Source organism: Leifsonia sp. NCR5 (assembly GCF_002105485.1).
Classification (GTDB): Bacteria; Actinomycetota; Actinomycetes; order Actinomycetales; family Microbacteriaceae; genus Leifsonia.
Genome location: NZ_NCSR01000027.1, coordinates 13,665 through 29,887 on the forward strand (window position 1 = coordinate 13,665; position 16,223 = coordinate 29,887).

Sequence of the window (16,223 nt, forward strand, 5' to 3'; positions counted from 1 at the left end):
GACCCATGAAGTTCGCAACCAACGCCATCCACGTCGGCCAGGAGTTCGACCCGACGACCGGCGCGATCATCCCGCCGATCTACCAGACGTCGACGTTCGTCCAGGACGGTGTCGGCGGCCTGCGCGGCGGCTACGAGTACAGCAGGGGCGGCAACCCGACGCGCACCTCGCTGGAGACGCTGCTCGCCGCGCTGGAGGGTGGAGTGAGCGCGCTGTCGTTCGCGTCCGGACTCGCGGCGGAGGACGCGCTGCTGCGCGCCGTCTTGAAGCCGGGCGACCACGTCGTGCTCGGCAACGACGTCTATGGGGGAACCCACCGGCTGATCAACCGCATCCACGGTGCGTGGGACATCCGCAACACCACGGTCGACCTCACCGACCTGGATGCGGTCCGCACCGCGCTGCAGGCCGACGGCACGAAGGTGCTCTGGATCGAGACGCCGAGCAACCCGCTGATGAAGGTGAGCGACATCGCCGCCCTGGCCGAGCTCGGTCACGCGGTCGGAGCGCTCGTCGTCGTGGACAACACGTTCGCGTCCCCTGCGCTGCAGCAGCCGCTGTCGCTCGGGGCCGACGTGGTCGCGCACTCGACCACCAAGTACCTCGGCGGCCACTCCGACGTGCTCGGCGGGGCGCTCGTCTTCGCCGACGAAGAGCTCGCGGGCCGGGTGCAGTTCATCCAGTTCGCGGCCGGTGCCGTGTCGTCCCCGATGGATGCGTGGCTCACCACGCGCGGCATCAAGACCCTCGCCGTGCGCATGCAGCGTCACACCGAGAACGCGCAGGCCATCGCGGAGGCCCTGGTCGGCCGCGACGGCATCGACGCCGTCTACTACCCCGGCCTGCCCAGCCACCCCGGCCACGAGCTGGCAGCGCGCCAGATGAGCGGCTTCGGCGGGATGCTCTCCGTCGCCCTCAGTGGCGGTGCAGCGGCGGCGCGCAGCTTCGCGGAGTCGACGGAGGTGTTCCAGCTCGCGGAGTCCCTCGGCGGCGTCGAATCCCTGATCGGCTACCCGAGCGAGATGACGCACGCCTCGGTGCGCGGCACGGAGCTCGAGGTGCCGGACAACGTCATCCGGCTCTCCGTCGGCATCGAGGACGTCTCCGACCTGCTCGCCGACATCGACCAGGCGCTGTCCCGGTAGGTTGTGCCGCCCGCTCCCTGTCGGCCGCGTTCGCGCCATGTCGGCGGCGGGCGCTAGCGTCGAGCCATGGAACAGCGAGTGAGTCTGATCACGTTGGGCGTTGCCGATCTGGAGCGGGCGCGGCGCTTCTACGAGGAGGGGCTGGGCTGGACGCCGACGCAGGCGCTCGACGGTGTCTGTTTCTACCAGCTGCCGGGGATCGCGCTCGGCCTGTTCGGCAGGGATGACCTCGCCGAGGACGCGAAGCATCCGATCGACGGCACGTTCAGCGGCATCACCATCGCCATCAACCAGCCGTCCGAGGAGGCCGTCGACCGGGTGTTCGCCGAGGCGGAGGCCGCGGGGGCGAGAATCCTGAAGCCGGCGGAGCGCGTGTTCTGGGGCGGATACTCCGGATACTTCGCCGACCTCGACGGTCACGTCTGGGAGGTCGCGTACAACCCGGACTGGACCGTCAACGACGACGGAACGCTCACCATCTGACGGCGGGCCGAACGGCGGAATGAGGACGGCCTGCGCGCGCATGTCAGGCGGGCCTAAACGCTGGGAGAGTGCCCGGCCGGCCCCTCGCGGGGCGCGCATCCCGGGCAGGATGGAAGGCATCGAAGGGGAGTAGTTCCCACCGCCCGAACCGCCGGTTGCGATCCGTCGCACGGTGCGGGGACGGCGACGCGGTTCGTCGACATACTGGCTGGTCACGGAGACCGGCCCGGCGCACCACCCGCACAGTGCAGCCTGCGTGCGGGCGAACGAGACCTTCGGTCGGCCATTCCCGGCGACCGAGTCACCCCTGTGCATTCTCTCGGTCGCCGCCTGTGATCGAAAGGGTCTCCCCGTGTCGAATCCGCACCCTCCCACCGCGTCCGTCTGGCGCCGTCTCGTCCTCCCGCTGGGGGTCGTGGCGCTGATCGCCGCCCAGGGGGTCGCCCTGACGCTGACCGGCGTGCACGTTCCCCCGCTCATCGGGGTGCTCTCGTTCGGCGTCGCGATCGTCGCCGCGGCCTTCGCTCTCGCCTGGGCCGGGGAGGCGGCCGAGGTCGACATCTCGGGCGGTCTCGCCGTCGGACTGCTGGCGATCATCGCGATCCTGCCCGAGTACGCGATCGACCTCTATTTCGCGTTCAGCGCGGGCTCCGACCCGTCTCAGGCTCCGTACGCCGCCGCCAATATGACCGGCTCCAACCGGTTGCTGCTCGGGTTCGGCTGGCCGTTCATCCTGCTGGTGGCGTTCCTCGCGTTCCTGGCTGCGCGTCGCCGCCGGACGCCCGCCGATCCGGATGTGCAGGCGAAGCCATTCGCGATCCGGCTGCCGCACGGCAACCGCGTCGAGCTCGGGCTGCTGCTGGTCGCGTCGGTGCTCACCCTGGTCATCCCGCTGACCGGGCAGATCCACGTCGTGCTCGGTGTCCTGCTGCTCGCGCTCTTCGCCTACTACCTGTGGCGGGTGTCGACCGGCGAGAGCGACGAGCCGGAACTCGTCGGTGTCGCGCACAGCATCGGCACGCTGCCGACCCGTGCCCGCCGGGCGACGGTCGTGACGATCTTCGTCCTCGCCGCCGTCATCATCCTGCTGCTCGCCGAGCCGTTCGCCACCAGCCTGGTCGAGGGAGGGCGGGCGCTCGGGATCGACGACTTCCTGCTCGTGCAGTGGCTCGCACCGCTCGCCTCCGAGGCTCCGGAGTTCGTGATCGCTGTGCTCTTCGCGCTGCGCGGCAAGGCGGCGATGGGCATCGGCATCCTGCTCGCCAGCAAGGTCAACCAGTGGACGGCGCTGGTCGGGACGCTGCCCATCGCACATCTCATCGGCGGCGGAGGGATGGCCCTGCCGATGGATGCACGGCAGGTGGAGGAGTTCACGCTGACCGCGACCCAGACCATCCTGGGCGTCGCCATGCTTCTCACGCTCCGGTTCAGCGGACGCTGGGCGGTCGCCCTGTTCGTGCTGTTCGCCGCGACGTTCGTGTTCACGTCGACGGAGGCGCGACTGATCGTCTCCGCCGTGTACGCCGTGCTCGCCGTCGCCCTGTTCGTCGTGCGGAGGCGGACGCTGCTGCCGACCATCACCGCTCCGTTCCGGTTCGCGAAGCGGGAGGAGCCCGCCGCCCTGGAGCCGGAGCGTTCCGCCTGAGCTCTGCGTCGTCCGGTTACGTCACAACCTGGAGGTTCCCGCTAGGGGCTGGCCACCGCAGGTGCTGGCGCGGATAGTTGGTCTATGAGGACTTTCGGGGTGGAGGAAGAACTGCTGCTCGTCGACGAGCGCACCGGCGCTCCGATGGCCGTCGCCCCGCAGGCGCTCGCCGCGGCGGAGGCCGACGACGCGCGGGCCAGGAACGGCGCGGAAGAACCTGGTCCCCAGCTCTCGGCCGAGATCCACCAGGAGATGATCGAGACGCAGACCAGGCCGCTCACCTCCACGGACGAGCTGCTGGCGGACATCGTCGCGGGCAGGGAGCGGGCGGACAGGCTGGCCCGCACGCTCGGCGCGCGCGCGGTCGCGGTGGGGATGTCGCCGCTGCCGGTCCAGCCGCATCCCACGCAGAAGGACCGCTACGACGAGATGATGCGCCGCTACGGCGCCACCGCGCAGACGACGCTCGTCTGCGGCTGCCACGTGCACGTCGGCATCGAGTCGCGCGAGGAGGGCGTCGCCATCCTGGACAGGATCAGGACCTGGCTGCCGCTGCTGCTCGCCCTGAGCGCCAACTCGCCCTTCGCCGGGGGCGGGGACACCGGATATGCGAGCTTCCGTTTCCTCGCCTGGCACCAGTGGCAGAGCGCTGGCCCGACCGACGTGTTCGGTTCGGTGGAGGAGTACGACAGATTCGAACGGCTGCTCGTCGACACCGAGGTGATCATGGACTACGGCATGGTCTACCTCGATGCCCGCCTGTCGCACAAGCAGCCGACGATCGAGGTGCGCATCGCCGACGTCTGCCTGGATGCGCGGGATGCCGTCGTCCTGGCCGCGATCGTCCGCGCCCTGGTCGACACCGCGGCGGCGGACTGGCACGCCGGGGTGCGGCCGTCCGATCTGCCGGCCGCCGCACTGCGCCTGGCCGGGTGGCAGGCGGCGCTGACCGGTGTGCACGGCCGGCTGCCGCATCCCCAGCACGGGGCGGGCGCAGACATCACGGACGCACTGGATGCGCTGGTCGTCCACATCCGGAGGGCGCTGGAGGCCAACGGCGACGCCGCTCTCGTGCACGACGGCCTGGCGAGGATCGTGGCGTCCGGGGGAGGGGCCGGCAGGCAGCGCGCGGCGTTCGCGGTGCGCGGCAGCCTCGAGGATGTGGTGCAGGCAGCGGTGGATGCGACGCACGAGCTGAGTCCGTCCGGCGACGATCTGCCCGTCTCCTGACCGGCTATTGTCCGGGGTATTGACTCCTCACTTGTTTTTTGCAAGTGTTAACGCGTCCACAGACGGACCGACCTGAGGAGACCACAATGACCGCGATGTTCGTCAACCTGCCGGTGACCGACCTGGAACGCGCGAAGGCGTTCTACACGGCGGTCGGGTTCACCATCAATCCGCTCTTCACCGACCACAACGCGGCCTGCGTCGTCGTCGAGGAGGACCACAGCTACTTCATGATCCTGGTGCGCGAGTACTTCCAGACCTTCACCGACCTGCCGATCGGCGACCCCGCCGTGAACCCGTCCGTGTCGACCGCGATCTTCCTCGACAGCCGCGAGGACGTGGACAAGACCATCGCAGACGGGATCGCGGCCGGCGGCTCCGAGGCACGTCCGGCCTCCGACTACGGCTTCATGTACCAGCGCCAGCTCAACGACCCGGACGGCAACCTCCTCGAATTCGGCTGGATGGACCCGGTCGCCGCCGAGCAGGGACCGGCCGCCGCCGCGAACCAGCAGGCCTGAGGGCGATGGCAGCACGCGACTACGGGCAGTACTCCGGCTTCTCGCAGGCCCTCGAGCTGGTGGGGGAACGGTGGGCGATGCTCATCGTCCGCGACCTGCTCGTGGGGCCGCGCCGGTACGGGGAGCTCGCGGCCGGGCTTCCGCGCATCCCGAGCAACATCCTGGCTGCGCGGCTGAAGGAGCTGCAGGCGGCGGGAGTGCTGCACCGCGTTCCGCACTCGCGGGTGATCGTCTACGAGCTGACGCCGTACGGCCGGGAGCTCGAACCGGTGGTGCTCGCGCTCGGGGCATGGGGATTCAAGACCCTGAGCGAGCCGAGGGAGGAGCAGATCATCACGCCGGACTCGATGACGATGGATCTGCGCACCGCGTTCCGCCCGCAGGTCGCCGCCGCCCTGCCGACCACGGCGTACGGTGCGCGGTTCGGGGAGGCCGAGCTGCACATCCGGGTGGACGGCACGACGCTGGATGTGACGCGCGGCGACGGACCGGTCGACCTCGCCTTCTCCACCGGCCCGGACATCCGGAGGCTGATCTCCGGCGAACTCGCCCCGGAACGGGCGATCGAGACGGGCGTGGTGGAGGTGCTGCGGGGGCGCGGAGACCTGCTCGACCGCTTCGCGAGCACCTTCCACCTGGCCGCCTGAACGGAATCGCGTGACCCTGTGCGCCCGACCGCTACCGTGCGGGCGGGATAGCGCATACTCTTCCGAACATGACCGGGAACCAGCTCGACCACCAGCACGCGGTCTACAGCTATGGCACGACGCCGCTCACGCTCATGTACAGCCCGACGGCGACGGCCGCGTGGGAGGTCTACTACGGCGGGGAGTACCTCGGGCTGATCGAGGAGGTGCGGACCGCCGGCGAAGCGTGGCCGATGTTCGTGGCCAGGCTGCCCGGCGAGGAGGAGGACGCCGGGACCGCCGGGGCCGCGCCATCCAGGGACTGGCGGCTCGCGGTCGAGGTGCTGGCGGTGCACGCCGGGCTCTGAGTCAGCAGCCGAGCGTCTGCTCCGGACTCGTGCCGAATCGGAAGCGGTAGTGCGCCTCGAAGGCGTCGACATCGACGAACCCCCATCGCGCCGCCACCGCAGCCACCCCGCCGTGCACGTCGGTCTTCCCCTCGCGCAGGTCGCGGTGGGCGGCGGAGAGCCGCACGCTGTGCAGGTACTGGTCTGCGGTGTACGGCAGGTGCATGTCGAACGCCCTGTCGAGTTCGGGCACGGTGGTGCCCGCCGCGGTGGCGATGTCGTCGACGGTGATGGGCAGCGACGCGTGGTCGTCGATGTAGCTGACGGCCCTCTTGAAGGCGACAGCCCGGGATGCGACGGTCGTGCGCCGCGCCTGGTGATCGCCGGTCAGTGGGAACGCCTCGATGGTCGCGATGGCCAGCTGGCGATAGATGGATGCGCGGACCAGGTCGTTCTCGAACGCCTCCGTCAGCGCGGTCTGCCTGGCCAGTCGCGCCACCGCGAGCCAGTGCTCGCCCAGCGCCCTGGTGACGGGGAGCGCCGAATCGAAGCGCATGGTCACTCCGTCGCCGAACTGCGCTGCGGCCGTCGCGGCCAGGCTCTCGACGGTGATGCTCACCGCGCTCACGTCCGCGTGGGAGACCGAGGCGTCGAGCCGCCGGCCGGGCTGGAAGATCGCGGGGCCCTGACTGAGGTCCCCCTCTTCGCCACCCGTCCGCCAGAGGTAGCTGCCGACGACGGACGCGACCGTGAAGAACGGCAGCTCGGCCGCGCACTCCACGTCGCCGTCGAACAGGTGGCGGGCGACGACGAAACGATTCTCGCCGTGCACCTCCTCGGCGTACCGGAGGCCGTTGGTGTGCGGGTCCGTGCCGAGCACGATGGAGGCGTACGTGGCCTGCAGTTTCGCCTCGGCCGTGTCGACGTCGCGCGTGACAGTGGAGTCGTGAAACGTCTCAGACACCTGTGTCTCCTTGCACGTGCGGTCCTGCGGTCGAAATGCAAGCATACGTCTCCGTGCGGCGACATTCTGCCGATGTCGGCGGCCACCGCCATGATGGAGGAATGACGGACAGCGGGCCATCGATCGCGCGCGCCCGCGGCGCGACACCGGACGCACCGCCAGGCGCCACGCACGGACATCTCGGCGTCGCAGGGGGCACGGCCCTCTACGTCGCCGCCGTGCTCGGCACGGGCATCCTGGTGCTGCCGGCGCTCGCCGCGTCGGTCGCCGGTCCTGGCTCGATCATCGCCGTCGCCGCGCTCGCCGTCATCTCCATCCCGCTGGCGGCGACGTTCGCCGCTCTCGCCAGGCGGCATCCGGATGCAGGTGGTGTCGCCACGTTCGCCCGCCGCGCGTTCGGGCCGACCGCCGCCCGCGTCATCAGTTACTGGTTCTTCTTCGGCACGCCGATCGGTGCGCCCATCGCGGCGCTGATGACGGCGAGATACGTGGTCGCCGTGATCGGCGGGGATGCGCTGACCACCGTGCTGATCGCCATCGGACTGATGGTGATCCCGGTGATCGTCACCGCATTCGGCGTGCGCTTCGCCGGCTGGTTGCAGCTCGTCCTGTCCGCTGCCCTGGTGGCCGTGCTCGTGTTCGTGCTCGCCGCCGCCGTCCCGCACTCCGATCCCGCCAACCTGCAGCCGCTGCTCCCGCACGGCTGGGAGGGCGTCGGGCTCGCGATGAGCCTCTACATCTGGGCGTTCGCCGGGTGGGAGGCCGTGGCGGGGATCGGCGGCGAGTTCCGCAACCCGCGGCGGGACATCCCGCGGGCGACCGCGCTGGCGCTGGTAATCGTGTCCGCGGCGTACCTGGCCATCCAGACGGTGACGGTGCTCGTGCTCGGCGACGCGGCATCGACGAGTGCCGTGCCTCTTCTCGACCTCGTGACGGTGTCGTCCGGCCCGGGCGGCGGGGTGGTGGTGGCCGTGATCGCCGCCATCGTGGTCACCGGGGTGTTCAACGCCTACCTCGCCGCGTTCAGCAAGCTGGGCGCCGCGATGGGCAGAGACGGCGACCTGCCGCGCTGGTTCGGCAGGGGAGCCGAGAACGGCGGGATCGCCCGGCGCGGCCTGCTCCTGTCCGCGGTGATCATGGCCGCGTACTCCGCACTGGTCCTCGCGAGCGGCGACCTGCAGCCGTTCATCCTGGTGCACACCAGCATCGCGGCGGCCGTGTATGCGCTCGGCGTCGCGTCGGCGCTCGTGCTGCTGCCGCGCTGGTCGCTGGGCTGGTGGATGTCCCTCGCCTCCTGCGTCTTCGCCGCCGGTCTCCTCCTGCTCGCCGGCTGGCACCTCGTCTTCCCGCTCGTCCTCGCGGTCGCCGCCCTCCTCATCCGCCCCCGTCGCGGGAGCGGGAGCGCGCGTGGGCGGAGCGCATAATGAGGGAATGACGCACGACGACGCTGCGAGCCGGGCCGCCAGCATGCGCGATGTCGCGCGGGTGGCGGGGGTCTCGCACCAGACGGTGTCGCGCGTCCTGAACGGGCACCCGAGCATCCGGGACTCGACGCGCGAGCGGGTCGTGCGGGCGATGGACGAACTGCACTACCGGCCCAACCGCGCCGCACGGGCGCTCGTCACCGCCCGGTCGAACACGATCGGCGTGCTCGCCGCCTCCGCCGCCGCGCTCTACGGGCCGGTGTCGAGCATGGGCGCGATCCAGTCCGCCGGGCGCGAGGCCGGGTACTACGTGGCGGTCGCCCAGCTCGCCGACCTCACCGAGGAGAGCATCGCCGACGGGATCGACCATCTGCTCGCCCAGGCCGTGGAGGGCATCGTCGTGATCGCGCCGCAGGAGCGGGTGCTCGACCTCATCGCCTCCACCGGGCTGGATGTGCCGTACGTGACCATGCAGGCGGGCGACCAGTATGCGGAGAGAGAACTCTCCGTCGACCAGCTCGCCGGGGCCCGCGCTGCAACCCGCCACCTGATCGACCTCGGCCATCGCCGGATCGTGCACGTCTCCGGGCCGCTCGGCTGGATCGAGGCGCAGGCCAGGCTGCGCGGCTACCAGGACGAGCTTCGCGCATCCGGCCTCGACGTGCTACCCCCGATCCGCGGCGACTGGACGGCGCAGTCCGGCTACGCGGCAGGGGAGGAGCTGCTCGCCGACCCGGCCATCACGGGCGTGTTCGCCTCCAACGACCAGCTGGCGCTCGGCATCATGCACGTCGCCCGCGACCGCGGGAGAGACATCCCGGGCGACCTGAGCGTTGTGGGTTTCGACGACATCCCGGAGGCGGCTCACTTCTGCCCTCCGCTCACGACGGTCAGGCAGGATTTCGCCGAGCTCGGCCGCCGCTGCGTCGCCCGGCTGGTGGCCGAGATCGAGTCGACCGCCGAGCCCCACCCCGGCAACGTGCAACCCGCGCTGATCGTGCGCGCGTCCACGGCGCCGCCGCGCTGAGCGCGTCAGTCCTCCTTCGTCACGCCGTCCAGCCACCTCCGCGGCCCAGGCCCGCTGCCGCCGAGTTCGTCCGACGGGTTCTGCAGCGCGCAGGTGCGCAGGCTGAGGCACCCGCATCCCATGCACCCGGTGAGGTCGTCGCGCAGATGCTCCAGGTCTCTGATCCGTTCGTCGAGCGCATCCCGCCACAGCCGGGAGAGCCGTGCCCAGTCCTTCTTCGTCGGCGTCCTGCCCTCCGGCAGCGAGTCGAGCGCGAGACGGATCTCGGCGAGCGGCACGCCCACCCGCTGCGACACCCGGATGAACGCCACCCGCCGCAGGACATCGCGCCGGTAGCGGCGCTGGTTGCCCGCCGTCCGCTCGCTGCTGATCAGTCCCTGCCGCTCGTAGAAGTGCAGGGCGGAGACGGCGACGCCGCTGCGGGAAGCGATGTCGCCGACGCTGAGGATCGGTTCGGAAGGAGTCATTGACCTCAACCGTAGTTGAGGTCCTAGGCTCGCACCATGACCACTGACGACCGCGAACGCACCAGCACGCCCCTGCAGCAGGGAGCCGCGGTCGCCGACCTCCCGCCACCCGGCGGTGTCCTGAGCGCCCGCTATCGCTGGGTCAGCATCGGGATGTGCGCGCTCATCATGCTCGCGGCGTTCGAGGCGCTCGCGGTCACCACGATCATGCCGACTGTGAGCCGCGAACTCGACGGCGCGAGCCTCTACGCGTTCGCCTTCGCCGGACCGCTCGCCGTGAGCGTCGTCGGCATGGTGCTCGCCGGGGCGTGGTGCGACAGGGGAAGTCCCCGCAACGCGCTGTTCGCCTCGGTCGGGATGTTCGTGGCAGGGCTGCTCGTGGTGGGCACCGCCCAGAACATGGGCGTCTTCGTCGCTGGCCGGCTCATCCACGGGTTCGGCGGCGGCGCCCTGACGGTGGCCCTGTACGTGATCGTCGCGCGGGTGTACCCGCCGAACCTGCACGCCAAGATCTTCGCCGGGTTCGCGGCGGCCTGGGTGATCCCGTCGCTCGTCGGTCCGCTGATCGCGGGAGCGCTCGCGGAGTCGGTCGGCTGGCGCTGGGTGTTCCTCGGTGTCGTCGGGCTCGCTGTCCTCGCCATGCTGATGGTCGTGCCCGCCATGCGCGGTGTACACCGGCCGGACGAGGGGGAGGAGCGCCCGCCGCTCGACCTGCGACGCATCGGTTGGGCGGTGCTGGTCGCCGTCGCGGTGCTCGCGCTCAACCTGACCGCGGAGGCCCGCGGACCCGTGCAGTGGATCGCACCCGTCTTCGCGGTCGCTGTCGCGATCGTCGCCATCCGGCCGCTGCTGCCGCCGCGCGCCTTGCGCGCCGCCCGGGGGCTGCCGAGCGTGATCCTCGTGCGTGCCCTCGTCGCCGCGACGTTCTTCGCGGCCGAGGTCTACGTGCCTCTGCTGCTGGTGACCGAGTTCGGGCTCACCGCGGCCCTGTCCGGCCTCGCGCTGACGGCGGCCGGGGTGAGCTGGGCGGCGGCGTCGTGGGTGCAGGGCCGGTTCCCCGCCATCGGCAACCGGCTGGCGGCGCGCCTCGGCTCGATCGGGCTGAGCGTCGCGATCGCCTCACTGCTGCTGACCGCTCTGCTGCACCTGTCTCCGGTGGTCGTGGTGGTCGGCTGGGCGTTCGCCGGTGCCGGCATGGGGATCCTCTACCCGCGCCTCGGCGTGCTGACGCTCGAGTACTCCACCACGGAGAACCAGGGCTTCAACAGCTCTGCGCTCTCCATCGCGGACGCGATCGGCTCCGCCATCTCGCTCGCCGCGACCGCGATCGTGTTCGCCGCGCTGTCCGGGCTGGGCGGCGCGTGGCCGTTCGTCGGGGTGTTCGCCTTCACAGGCATCCTGTGTCTGGCGTCGTGGGTCGCCGGGCCGCGCATCCTGGTGTCGCGCCGCTGACGCGCGCCCTTACAGACTCGTCGCGGCGGCGCCGGACGGCTCCCGAACCGCGGGGCCGAGCGACAGCCGTCCGCCGCCGCGACGATACGCGGTCGCCGTCCGTGCGACACGCCCGGTTCACCTGGCGTCCCCCTGTTGAAACGCTGAATGGATACTGTCATTTCCGTTCAGAGAGAGGACACCCATGTTCCCCATCGCCCTGGCCGCCGACGGCCTGATCGCCACCGAGACCACCGCATACAACCCGGTGCCGTCCATCATCGGCGGCCTCATCGGATACATCCTTGTCGTCATCGCCCTGTGGCCCGTCTTCACCAAGGCGGGCAAGCCGGGCTGGGGCGCGCTCATCCCGATCTACAACACCTACCTGCTGGTGAAGATCGGTGGATTCCACGGTGCGCTGGTGATCCTGTACTTCATCCCGATCGTCAACATCATCGTCGCGATCATCGTCGCGCTCGGCGTCGGCCGCGCGTTCGGCAAGGGGGCCGCCTTCAGCATCTTCCTGCTCTGGCTGTTCGCGATCATCGGCTACTTCATCGTCGGCTACGGCAGCTCGCAGTACGTCGGGCCGGGCGGGCGTCGCGAGGCGGTCACCGCGTAGGCACGCGAGAACGAAACGGAGAAGGTGCGGTCGGGAGGTCCCGGCCGCACCTTTCTCGTTCGTAGCGCTGCGTCAGCGCACCCGTGCCTCAGCGCACCGCGACCGGCTCCGGCGCATCGACGGCACGGGATGTGCCATCCAGCCCCAGCCGGTCGGTCGGCACGTGCGCCGTCTCGCGCGCCGTGAGCGCAGCGACGGAGGCCAGCACGGCGATGCCCGCCGTGAAGAGCGAGATGACCACCCAGCCGTTCTCGCCGGTGCCGCCGAGCGCGGTGACGATGCTCGGGGTGAACCCGGCGGCCAGGAAGCCGAGCTGGGTGCCGATGGCGACGCCGGAGAACCGGACGCGGCGCGAGAACATCTCGTTGTAGAACGCCGGCCAGACCGCGTTCGACGCCGCGTACCCGCAGGAGAACGTCGCCACCGAGAGCGCGAAGACGATGAGCATGTTCGGTTGCGACATCGAAACGAGATAGAACGGCATGAGCACGGCGCTCGCCAGCGCTCCGTAGACGAACACGGGCTTGCGGCCGATGCGGTCGGCGAGCATCCCGAACAGCGGCTGGGTCGCGATGGCGACCGCGTTGGCCGCGACGACGAGCCAGAGCGTGAGTTCCTTGTCGACGCCGACGCTGATCCCGTATGCGATGGCCAGGCTGCCGAACACGGTCGACACGGCGGCGATGGTCGCGCAGAGCACGACACGGAGCACATCCCGCCAGTGGTCGCGCAGCAGGTCGGCCACGGGAAGCTTGGCGAGTTCGCCCTTGCTCTTCGCGCTCTCGAACTCCGGGGACTCCGGCAGCGAGCGGCGCACCACGAACGCGATCACGACCACGAGCGCCGACAGCCAGAACGGGATGCGCCAGCCGATCGAGTACGTGAACTCGTCCGGCGCGGCCAGGATCGGGATGAACGCGAGCGCTGCCAAAATCTGGCCGCCCTGGGTGCCGGTGAGCGTCCAGGAGGTGAAGAACGCCCTGCGGTTCTCCGGTGCGTGCTCGAGCGTCATCGAGCTGGCGCCCGCCTGCTCGCCGGCCGCGGAGAGACCCTGCATCAGCCGGCAGAGCACCAGGAGCACCGGGGCGAACCAGCCGATGGCCGAGAAGGTCGGCAGGCAGCCGATGATGAACGTCGACATGCCCATCAGCACGAGGGTGAAGACGAGCACCTTCTGGCGCCCGATCCTGTCGCCGAAGTGGCCGAGGAAGATGGCGCCGACGGGGCGCGCGATGTACGCGAATCCGAACGTCGCGAACGACATCACCTGCGCGTTCGTGTCGGCGTCGGGGAAGAAGACGTGCGGGAAGATCAGGGCCGCCGCCGTTCCGAAGATGAAGAAGTCGTAGTACTCGACCGCGGAGCCGAGGAAGCTGGCCACGGCCGCGCGCCGCGGTGTCTTGCTCGGGGAGGTGCCGGGGGGAGGGGCGGTTGTCGTCATTGAATCGTCCTCGCGTACGTCAGAGTGGGTGCTTCACGCAACTTAAATGCTGCATGAATCATACGGTACGTTAGGAAGCTGACGGGGTCGGTGTCAACTGAATCCCAACATCCAATTTCTGCAGCGAGGAGGCGCAATGAGCGTGGTAGGCGAGTCGTATCTCGTGGGATTGATCGGCGACGGCGTACTCCCGTCGCTCACCCCGCCCATGCACGAAGCGGAGGGGGACGCACACGGGATCCGCTACCTCTACCGCCCGCTCGACCTGGCCGTCCTGGGCAGGCGCGCCGACGAGGTCGGAGCGATCATCGCGGAGGGAAGGGCGCTCGGCTTCTCCGCCTTCAACGTCACCCACCCGTGCAAGCGCGAGATGCTCTCCGCCCTGGATGAGGTCGATCCGGTGGCCGCAGCGGTGGGCGCAGCGAACACGGTGCTCATCGTCGACGGGAAGCTGGTCGGCCACAACACGGACGTCACCGGGTTCGCGTCGGCGCTCGCCGACGGCCTGCCGGGAGCAGACCTCGGCTCGGTCGTGCTGATCGGCGCGGGAGGTGCAGGCGGGGCGGTCGCCCACGCGCTGCTCGGCGCCGGGGTCGGGCGTCTCGCTATCGTGGACGTCGTCCCCGCCTCCGCGGCCAGGCTCGCCGCGGACACAGCCGCCGCCTTCCCTGCGGCACGGATCTCCTCCGCGGCCCCCGCCGACCTCGCGACCCTCCTCGCCGACGCGGACGGTCTCGTCAACGCGAGCTTCGTCGGCATGCACTCGCATCCGGGCATCCCGGTGGACGTGACGCTCCTGCATCCCGGTCTCTGGGTGGCGGACATCGTCTACCGGCCCGTGGTCACCGAACTCGTCGCCGCCGCACGCGCAGCGGGGTGCCGCGTGCTCGACGGCGGGCAGATGGCCGTCGGACAGGCGGCGGACGCGTTCCGCCTCATCACCGGCCGTGAGCCGGACAGGGCCAGGATGCACGCCCAGTTCCTCGACCTCGTGGCGCTGGGCCGCTGATGCGCACCTCCATCGCCACGGTCTGCCTCTCCGGCACCATCGTCGACAAGCTGCACGCGGCGGCCGACGCCGGTTTCGACGCGGTCGAGATCTTCGAACCGGACCTCGTGGTGGCCCAGCAGTCGCCGGAGGAGCTGCGCGCGCTGAGCGACAGACTCGGACTCGAGCTGTCGCTGTACCAGCCGTTCCGGGATGCGGAGGGGGTCAGCGACGATGTCTTCCGCGCCGTGCTCCACCGCGCGGAGGCCAAGTTCGAGCTGATGGAGCGGCTCGGCATCGACACGGTGCTCGTGTGCAGCAACGTGGCCACGGCGACCGTCGACGACGACGCCGTCTCCGCCTCCCAGCTGGCGCGGCTGGCGGACAGGGCGGCGGCGCGTGGGATGCGCATCGCGTACGAGGCCCTCGCGTGGGGCCGCTTCGTGGACGACTACCGCCGCTCCTGGCGGATCGTGGAGCTGGCAGGACACGAGGCGCTCGGCGTCTGCCTGGACAGCTTCCACATCCTGTCGCGCGGGCACGATCCGGCCGGGATCGAGAGCATCCCTGGTGAGAAGGTGTTCTTCGTGCAGCTGGCCGACGCCCCGCTGCTGTCGCTGGATGTGCTCTCCTGGAGCCGTCACCACCGTCTGTTCCCCGGTGAAGGCGGCTTCGACCTGCCCGCGTTCCTTGCCCACGTCGTGCGCGGCGGATACCGCGGTCCGCTGTCGCTCGAAGTGTTCAACGACACCTTCCGCCAGACCGACGCCTGGCGCACGGCCCGGCACGCGCACCGGTCGCTGCGCGTGCTCGAAGACGCCACGGCGCGGCTGCTGGCGAGCGCGCCCGGCGGCGCGACCGACCTCGCCACCGTCACCGCGGTGCCGGAGCCGCGCGGCTTCGACTTCGTGGAGATCAAGGCGGAGAACACCGACGCCGTCGCCGTCCTGCTGGACCAGCTGGGCTTCGCGTTCGCCGGGCAGCACAGGACGAAGGACGTGCGCCTCTGGTCGCAGGGCGACGCGCGGGTGGTCCTCAACGAACAGCAGGCGCGTGGCCGTGAGCCGTCCATCGCCGCGGTGGGTCTCGACGTGGCGGACCCGGCGGCGGCAGCGTCGCGGGCCTCGGCGCTGAGCGTGCCTCGCGTGTTCCGCCGCACGAGCGCCCAGGATCAGGACCTCCCCGCCGTCGTCGCCCCGGACGGCACCGAGATCTTCTGGTCGACACCGACGCCCGGGTCGGCGACTCCGGACTGGGTGGCCGAGTTCAGTGGAGGCTTCGGTGCCGGAGACGCGGCCATCCGCGGAATCGACCACGTCAACCTCGCCCAGCATGCCGCCGACTTCGACGAGGCCGTGCTGTTCTACGGAAGCCTGCTCGCGCTGCGGCCGTCGGCCACGACCGAGGTGGCCGGCCCCGTCGGGCTGGTCCGCAGCCAGGTGGTCCGCTCGCGCGACGGGGGCGTGCGGTTCGCGCTCAACGTCGCTCCGTCGCTGTCCGAGCGCGACGCGACACCGGATGCGCGGCCCTTCGCCCAGCACGTCGCCATCTCCTGCTCGGACGTGGTCGGCCTGGCCAGGCGTGCGCGGGAGCGGGGCCTGCGGTTCCTGCCCGTTCCCACCAACTACTACGAGGACCTCGCCGCACGCTTCGACCTCGGCGCGGAGAGGATCGCCGAACTGCGCTCGCTCGACCTGCTCTACGACCGCGACGCGGACGGCGAGTTCGTGCACTTCTACACGCCGACGCTCGGCAGCGTCTTCATCGAGCTGGTCCAGCGGGTCGGCGGATACGACGGCTACGGCGCGGGCAACGCCCCGGTGCGGATGGCCGCGCAGCACGCCGCGGCCTGAGCGCGG

Annotated in this window: 16 protein-coding genes; 13 read left to right on the plus strand and 3 right to left on the minus strand. The window is 70.6% G+C overall.

Going from position 1 to position 16,223, the window contains the following annotated elements; translation table 11 throughout:
- The first annotated feature begins 5 nt into the window (after positions 1 to 5).
- The 7 genes from B7438_RS17585 to B7438_RS17615 all read left to right on the plus strand — a co-directional run bounded on the left by B7438_RS17585 (position 6) and on the right by B7438_RS17615 (position 6,018).
- Positions 6 to 1,145, plus strand: coding sequence for a cystathionine gamma-synthase (locus B7438_RS17585; RefSeq protein ID WP_085370985.1), 1,140 nt, complete (start codon positions 6 to 8; stop codon positions 1,143 to 1,145).
- A gap of 66 nt (positions 1,146 to 1,211) precedes the next feature.
- Positions 1,212 to 1,628, plus strand: a complete 417-nt coding sequence (locus tag B7438_RS17590) for a VOC family protein (protein WP_085370986.1) — start codon at positions 1,212 to 1,214, stop codon at positions 1,626 to 1,628.
- 352 nt (positions 1,629 to 1,980) lie between these two features.
- Complete coding sequence (locus tag B7438_RS17595; RefSeq protein ID WP_085370987.1) at positions 1,981 to 3,273, plus strand: sodium:proton exchanger; 1,293 nt, start codon at positions 1,981 to 1,983, stop codon at positions 3,271 to 3,273.
- 84 nt (positions 3,274 to 3,357) lie between these two features.
- Positions 3,358 to 4,503, plus strand: coding sequence for a glutamate--cysteine ligase (locus tag B7438_RS17600; RefSeq protein WP_085370988.1), 1,146 nt, complete (start codon positions 3,358 to 3,360; stop codon positions 4,501 to 4,503).
- Between the two features lie 86 nt (positions 4,504 to 4,589).
- Positions 4,590 to 5,024, plus strand: coding sequence for a VOC family protein (locus B7438_RS17605; RefSeq protein ID WP_085370989.1), 435 nt, complete (start codon positions 4,590 to 4,592; stop codon positions 5,022 to 5,024).
- A 5-nt stretch (positions 5,025 to 5,029) separates the two neighbouring features.
- Positions 5,030 to 5,671 carry a helix-turn-helix domain-containing protein gene (locus B7438_RS17610; RefSeq protein ID WP_085370990.1) on the plus strand — a complete coding sequence of 214 codons (642 nt, stop codon included), beginning with the start codon at positions 5,030 to 5,032 and terminating at the stop codon, positions 5,669 to 5,671.
- A gap of 68 nt (positions 5,672 to 5,739) precedes the next feature.
- Positions 5,740 to 6,018 (plus strand): hypothetical protein, encoded by a 279-nt coding sequence (locus B7438_RS17615; protein ID WP_085370991.1) that lies wholly within the window; start codon positions 5,740 to 5,742, stop codon positions 6,016 to 6,018.
- A gap of 1 nt (position 6,019) precedes the next feature.
- Here the strand turns inward: B7438_RS17615 and B7438_RS17620 are convergent, their stop codons facing one another.
- A complete protein-coding gene (locus B7438_RS17620) occupies positions 6,020 to 6,961 on the minus strand; it encodes a helix-turn-helix domain-containing protein (RefSeq protein ID WP_179150862.1) in 942 nt (313 codons plus the stop codon).
- A 101-nt stretch (positions 6,962 to 7,062) separates the two neighbouring features.
- Between B7438_RS17620 and B7438_RS17625 the strand changes: the two genes are divergently transcribed.
- Together B7438_RS17625 and B7438_RS17630 are read left to right on the plus strand one after the other, a co-directional pair.
- Positions 7,063 to 8,385, plus strand: coding sequence for an APC family permease (locus B7438_RS17625; RefSeq protein WP_085370993.1), 1,323 nt, complete (start codon positions 7,063 to 7,065; stop codon positions 8,383 to 8,385).
- Between the two features lie 7 nt (positions 8,386 to 8,392).
- Positions 8,393 to 9,412: a LacI family DNA-binding transcriptional regulator gene (locus tag B7438_RS17630; RefSeq protein ID WP_085370994.1), complete on the plus strand. Its 1,020-nt coding sequence runs from the start codon at positions 8,393 to 8,395 to the stop codon at positions 9,410 to 9,412.
- Between the two features lie 5 nt (positions 9,413 to 9,417).
- Here B7438_RS17630 and soxR read toward each other — a convergent pair whose 3' ends face one another.
- On the minus strand, positions 9,418 to 9,879 hold the full coding sequence (gene soxR, locus B7438_RS17635) for a redox-sensitive transcriptional activator SoxR (RefSeq protein WP_085370995.1): 462 nt from the start codon (positions 9,877 to 9,879) through the stop codon (positions 9,418 to 9,420).
- A gap of 36 nt (positions 9,880 to 9,915) precedes the next feature.
- Here soxR and B7438_RS17640 point away from each other — a divergent pair, with 36 nt between their 5' ends.
- Complete coding sequence (locus tag B7438_RS17640) at positions 9,916 to 11,331, plus strand: MFS transporter (RefSeq protein WP_085370996.1); 1,416 nt, start codon at positions 9,916 to 9,918, stop codon at positions 11,329 to 11,331.
- Between the two features lie 184 nt (positions 11,332 to 11,515).
- On the plus strand, positions 11,516 to 11,935 hold the full coding sequence (locus B7438_RS17645) for a DUF5684 domain-containing protein (RefSeq protein ID WP_256922111.1): 420 nt from the start codon (positions 11,516 to 11,518) through the stop codon (positions 11,933 to 11,935).
- A gap of 88 nt (positions 11,936 to 12,023) precedes the next feature.
- Here the strand turns inward: B7438_RS17645 and B7438_RS17650 are convergent, their stop codons facing one another.
- A complete protein-coding gene (locus tag B7438_RS17650; protein ID WP_085370997.1) occupies positions 12,024 to 13,376 on the minus strand; it encodes an MFS transporter in 1,353 nt (450 codons plus the stop codon).
- 136 nt (positions 13,377 to 13,512) lie between these two features.
- On the opposite strand from B7438_RS17650, the gene B7438_RS17655 reads away from it, so the two are divergent.
- Together B7438_RS17655 and B7438_RS17660 are read left to right on the plus strand one after the other, a co-directional pair.
- Positions 13,513 to 14,385, plus strand: a complete 873-nt coding sequence (locus tag B7438_RS17655) for a shikimate dehydrogenase (protein ID WP_085370998.1) — start codon at positions 13,513 to 13,515, stop codon at positions 14,383 to 14,385.
- Positions 14,385 to 16,217 (plus strand): bifunctional sugar phosphate isomerase/epimerase/4-hydroxyphenylpyruvate dioxygenase family protein, encoded by a 1,833-nt coding sequence (locus B7438_RS17660; protein WP_085370999.1) that lies wholly within the window; start codon positions 14,385 to 14,387, stop codon positions 16,215 to 16,217. Before B7438_RS17655 ends, B7438_RS17660 begins: the two co-directional genes overlap by 1 nt.
- Positions 16,218 to 16,223 lie beyond the last annotated feature (6 nt).

What these genes read in the sequence shown, in the direction of transcription:
- B7438_RS17585 (WP_085370985.1), top strand. Translation starts at nt 6, where the DNA reads ATGAAGTTCGCAACCAACGCCATCCACGTCGGCCAGGAGTTCGACCCG.
- B7438_RS17590 (WP_085370986.1), top strand. Translation starts at nt 1,212, where the DNA reads ATGGAACAGCGAGTGAGTCTGATCACGTTGGGCGTTGCCGATCTGGAG.
- B7438_RS17600 (WP_085370988.1), top strand. Translation starts at nt 3,358, where the DNA reads ATGAGGACTTTCGGGGTGGAGGAAGAACTGCTGCTCGTCGACGAGCGC.
- B7438_RS17605 (WP_085370989.1), top strand. Translation starts at nt 4,590, where the DNA reads ATGACCGCGATGTTCGTCAACCTGCCGGTGACCGACCTGGAACGCGCG.
- B7438_RS17610 (WP_085370990.1), top strand. Translation starts at nt 5,030, where the DNA reads ATGGCAGCACGCGACTACGGGCAGTACTCCGGCTTCTCGCAGGCCCTC.
- B7438_RS17615 (WP_085370991.1), top strand. Translation starts at nt 5,740, where the DNA reads ATGACCGGGAACCAGCTCGACCACCAGCACGCGGTCTACAGCTATGGC.
- B7438_RS17625 (WP_085370993.1), top strand. Translation starts at nt 7,063, where the DNA reads ATGACGGACAGCGGGCCATCGATCGCGCGCGCCCGCGGCGCGACACCG.
- B7438_RS17630 (WP_085370994.1), top strand. Translation starts at nt 8,393, where the DNA reads ATGACGCACGACGACGCTGCGAGCCGGGCCGCCAGCATGCGCGATGTC.
- soxR (WP_085370995.1), bottom strand. Translation starts at nt 9,879, where the DNA reads ATGACTCCTTCCGAACCGATCCTCAGCGTCGGCGACATCGCTTCCCGC.
- B7438_RS17640 (WP_085370996.1), top strand. Translation starts at nt 9,916, where the DNA reads ATGACCACTGACGACCGCGAACGCACCAGCACGCCCCTGCAGCAGGGA.
- B7438_RS17645 (WP_256922111.1), top strand. Translation starts at nt 11,516, where the DNA reads ATGTTCCCCATCGCCCTGGCCGCCGACGGCCTGATCGCCACCGAGACC.
- B7438_RS17650 (WP_085370997.1), bottom strand. Translation starts at nt 13,376, where the DNA reads ATGACGACAACCGCCCCTCCCCCCGGCACCTCCCCGAGCAAGACACCG.
- B7438_RS17655 (WP_085370998.1), top strand. Translation starts at nt 13,513, where the DNA reads ATGAGCGTGGTAGGCGAGTCGTATCTCGTGGGATTGATCGGCGACGGC.
- B7438_RS17660 (WP_085370999.1), top strand. Translation starts at nt 14,385, where the DNA reads ATGCGCACCTCCATCGCCACGGTCTGCCTCTCCGGCACCATCGTCGAC.